This window comes from Rhizobium sp. PDO1-076 (assembly GCF_000247475.1).
GTDB lineage: Bacteria > Pseudomonadota > Alphaproteobacteria > Rhizobiales > Rhizobiaceae > Allorhizobium.
This window is the reverse complement of sequence record NZ_AHZC01000164.1, coordinates 1-3,801: the sequence shown is the minus strand read 5'-3', so window position 1 is coordinate 3,801 and position 3,801 is coordinate 1. Positions and strand designations below refer to the sequence as shown.

At 58.6% G+C, this 3,801-nt stretch carries 6 protein-coding genes and 1 tRNA gene; all 7 read left to right on the top strand.

Annotated features, from left to right (window positions below; genetic code table 11):
• Position 1: 1 nt before the first annotated feature.
• Positions 2-78, top strand: a tRNA-Asp gene (locus tag PDO_RS10895).
• Positions 79-307: 229 nt separating this feature from the next.
• Entirely contained in the window at positions 308-673 is a 366-nt protein-coding gene (locus tag PDO_RS10890; RefSeq protein ID WP_037073464.1) for an NADH-quinone oxidoreductase subunit A, read from the top strand.
• On the top strand, positions 664-1,242 hold the full coding sequence (locus PDO_RS10885; protein WP_007601786.1) for a NuoB/complex I 20 kDa subunit family protein: 579 nt from the start codon (positions 664-666) through the stop codon (positions 1,240-1,242). Before PDO_RS10890 ends, PDO_RS10885 begins: the two co-directional genes overlap by 10 nt.
• 18 nt (positions 1,243-1,260) lie before the next feature.
• The gene (locus PDO_RS10880) at positions 1,261-1,863 is read left to right on the top strand and encodes an NADH-quinone oxidoreductase subunit C (protein WP_007601785.1); all 603 of its coding nucleotides are present in this window, start codon (positions 1,261-1,263) and stop codon (positions 1,861-1,863) included.
• A 17-nt stretch (positions 1,864-1,880) separates the two neighbouring features.
• A complete protein-coding gene (locus tag PDO_RS10875) occupies positions 1,881-3,071 on the top strand; it encodes an NADH-quinone oxidoreductase subunit D (RefSeq protein ID WP_007601783.1) in 1,191 nt (396 codons plus the stop codon).
• Entirely contained in the window at positions 3,071-3,313 is a 243-nt protein-coding gene (locus tag PDO_RS10870) for a hypothetical protein (RefSeq protein WP_007601777.1), read from the top strand. Before PDO_RS10875 ends, PDO_RS10870 begins: the two co-directional genes overlap by 1 nt.
• Positions 3,314-3,331: 18 nt before the next feature.
• Positions 3,332-3,801 (top strand): NADH-quinone oxidoreductase subunit NuoE (nuoE, locus tag PDO_RS10865; RefSeq protein WP_007601776.1); only part of this gene is annotated, 470 nt, incomplete at its 3' end.

The window sequence follows — 3,801 nt, the reverse complement described above, 5'->3', positions numbered from 1 at the left end:
CGCGGGTGTAGCTCAGTTGGTTAGAGTGCCGGCCTGTCACGCCGGAGGTCGCGGGTTCGAGCCCCGTCACTCGCGCCACTCCTCCCCTTTCCCGAATTAAATTTGTTTTCAAACATATCTAAAGCGGATTTCGCGCGACACCCATTTTACCCGCTGGTAAGGTGTGGTCGGGTATCGGGTGAAAAGGCTTTGGTTGGACTTGCGCTGGCCGACAGGCTGCGCTAACCACGGCTCGTTACAACTCTCTTTCGGCTTGTCGGCTCCGCCCCAGATGCTTCCCGGCATTAGAGACAAGCAGGGTGATATGATGACTGAACTTCTCAGTTCCTACCTTCCGATCGCCATCTTCATCGGTATAGCCCTTGTCATCGGCCTGGCGCTTTTGATTGCGCCTTTTGCCGTTGCCTACAAGGCGCCTGATTCGGAAAAGCTCTCGGCCTATGAATGTGGCTTCAACGCCTTCGACGATGCGCGCATGAAGTTCGACATCCGCTTCTACCTGGTGTCGATCCTCTTCATCATCTTCGATCTTGAAGTGGCCTTCCTGTTTCCCTGGGCTGTGTCCTTCAGTGAAATCGGATGGTTCGGCCTCTGGTCGATGATGGCCTTCCTCTTTGTGCTCACCATCGGCTTTATTTATGAATGGAAGAAGGGGGCGCTCGAATGGGAGTGATCCAGTCCAACACGCTGGTCGCCCAGCAGCCCAAGGGCATCATTGATCCCAATACCGGCAAGCCCATCGGCAGCGACGATGCCTTCTTCGGCGAGATCAACAATGAGCTCGCCGACAAGGGCTTTCTGGTCACCTCGACCGACGAGCTGATCAACTGGGCCCGTACCGGTTCGCTGATGTGGATGACCTTCGGTCTCGCCTGCTGCGCCGTCGAAATGATGCAGCTGTCGATGCCGCGCTATGACGTCGAGCGCTTCGGCTTTGCGCCGCGCGCTAGCCCACGCCAGTCCGACGTGATGATCGTCGCCGGCACGCTGACCAACAAGATGGCGCCTGCGTTGCGCAAGGTCTACGACCAGATGCCGGAACCGCGCTACGTGATCTCGATGGGCTCATGCGCCAATGGCGGCGGCTATTACCATTATTCCTATTCCGTCGTGCGTGGTTGCGACCGCGTCGTACCGGTGGATATCTATGTGCCAGGCTGTCCCCCCACGGCAGAAGCGCTTCTTTACGGAGTGCTGCTGCTGCAGAAGAAGATCCGGCGCACCGGAACGATCGAGCGGTAAGGCAAAGGGACAAAGACAATGACTGAAGCCCTGAACGAGCTGGCATCCTATCTGAAGGAAATGCGCGGCGCGCTGATCGCGACGAGCGAAATCACCTATGGCGAACTGACGCTGACCGCCAAGGCGGAAAACATCATTGCGCTGCTGACTTTCCTGCGCGACGATGTCCAGTGCGGGTTCATTAACCTGATCGACATCTGCGGCGTCGACTATCCGAAGCGTGAAGACCGCTTCGACGTGGTCTATCACCTGCTGTCGCCGCGCCAGAACCTGCGCATCCGTATCAAGGTTGCCACCGGCGAGTTCAAGCCAGTCCCCTCGGCCTGTCCGGTGTTTCCCGGCGCCGACTGGTTCGAGCGCGAGACCTGGGACATGTACGGTATCCTGTTCACCGACCATCCGGATCTGCGCCGCATCCTCACCGACTACGGTTTCGAGGGCCATCCGCTGCGCAAGGACTTCCCGACCACGGGCTTCGTCGAGGTTCGCTACGATGACAACGCCAAGCGCGTTGTCTACGAGCCTGTCGAACTCAAGCAGGAATTCCGGAATTTCGACTTTCTCTCGCCATGGGAAGGCACGGACTACGTGCTGCCCGGCGATGAGAAGGCGACCAGTTAAGCGGAAGGTTTGGGGCTATGACAGAACACAACGTCCGCAATTTCAACATCAACTTCGGTCCGCAGCATCCGGCGGCGCACGGAGTCTTGCGTCTCGTGCTCGAACTCGACGGTGAAATCGTCGAGCGCGTCGATCCGCATATCGGCCTTTTGCATCGTGGCACCGAAAAGCTGATCGAAACCAAGACCTATCTTCAGGCGCTACCCTATTTCGATCGTCTCGACTATGTCGCGCCGATGAACCAGGAACACGCCTATTCGATGGCGGTGGAAAAGCTGCTCGGTCTGCAGATCCCGATCCGTGGCCAGTTGATCCGCGTTTTGTACTCGGAAATCGGCCGTATCCTGTCGCATCTGCTGAACGTCACGACGCAGGCGATGGACGTCGGCGCCCTGACGCCACCGCTCTGGGGCTTCGAAGAGCGCGAAAAGCTGATGGTGTTCTACGAGCGCGCCTGTGGCGCCCGTATGCACTCGGCCTATATCCGTCCGGGCGGCGTGCACCAGGACCTGCCGCATGAACTGGTCGAGGATATCGGCAAGTGGTGCGACCCGTTCCTCAAGACCGTCGACGATATCGATGACCTGCTGACCGGCAACCGCATCTTCAAGCAGCGCAACGTCGATATCGGCGTCGTCACGCTGGATGACTGCTGGGCCTGGGGCTTCTCCGGCGTCATGGTCCGTGGTTCCGGGGCTGCCTGGGACCTGCGCAAGTCGCAGCCTTACGAATGTTACGCCGATCTCGACTTCGACCTGATGGTCGGCAAGAATGGCGACTGCTACGACCGTTATCTGATCCGCATGTTCGAGATGCGTGAGTCGGTGAAGATCATGAAGCAATGCGTCAATCGTCTGCTTGGCGACGCCAGGACCGGCCCGATCTCGGCGCTGGACGGCAAGGTCGTTCCGCCAAAGCGTGGCGAGATGAAGCGGTCGATGGAAGCCCTGATCCATCACTTCAAGCTCTATACCGAAGGCTACCATGTGCCCGAGGGCGAAGTTTACGCCGCAGTGGAAGCGCCCAAGGGCGAATTCGGCGTCTATCTCGTCTCCGACGGCAGCAACAAACCCTATCGCTGCAAGATCCGCGCCCCGGGCTATGCCCATCTCCAGGCGATGGATTTCATTTGCCGCGGCCACCAGCTGGCGGACGTGTCCGCCATCCTGGGTTCGCTCGACATCGTGTTCGGGGAAGTTGACCGCTGATGCTGAAGACCCTCGTCGCGATCGTTGCTTTTGTCTGTGCCACCGCTGCGGTGGCGCAGGAAAGCGACGTGACGGCGAGCCAGTCATCGGCATCGATGGCCAATCTCATCAAGCAGGGATATGAAATCAAGAGCTCGTCCTGGACCGGCTCGAAGCTGTTTGTATTTCTGCAGAAAGATAAGTCGGCCTATGCCTGCGAATTCGCCAATGTGACGAATACGCGGTGTGGTTCCATAAACTGATACAAGGCGTGAGGAAGTATGTCCGTTCGTCGACTAGCCGAAGAGCAATTTCAGCCGGCAGGCTTTTCCTTCAATGCGGAAAATGCCGCTTGGGCTGAAGTCACCATCCGCAAATATCCTGAAGGCCGCCAGCAATCGGCGGTGATCCCGCTGTTGATGCGGGCGCAGGAGCAGGATGGCTGGGTGACGAAGGCGGCGATCGAATTCGTCGCTGAGAAGCTCGACATGCCGTATATCCGGGTGCTGGAGGTCGCGACCTTCTACACCCAGTTCCAGTTGCGGCCGATCGGCACCCGCGCCCATATCCAGGTCTGTGGCACCACGCCGTGCATGCTGCGCGGCGCCGAGGACCTGATCAAGGTCTGCAAGTCGAAGATCCATCACGATCCTCTCGAACTGAATGCATCGGGAACGCTGTCATGGGAAGAAGTCGAGTGTCAGGGCGCCTGCGTCAATGCACCGATGATCATGATCTTCAAGGATAGCTA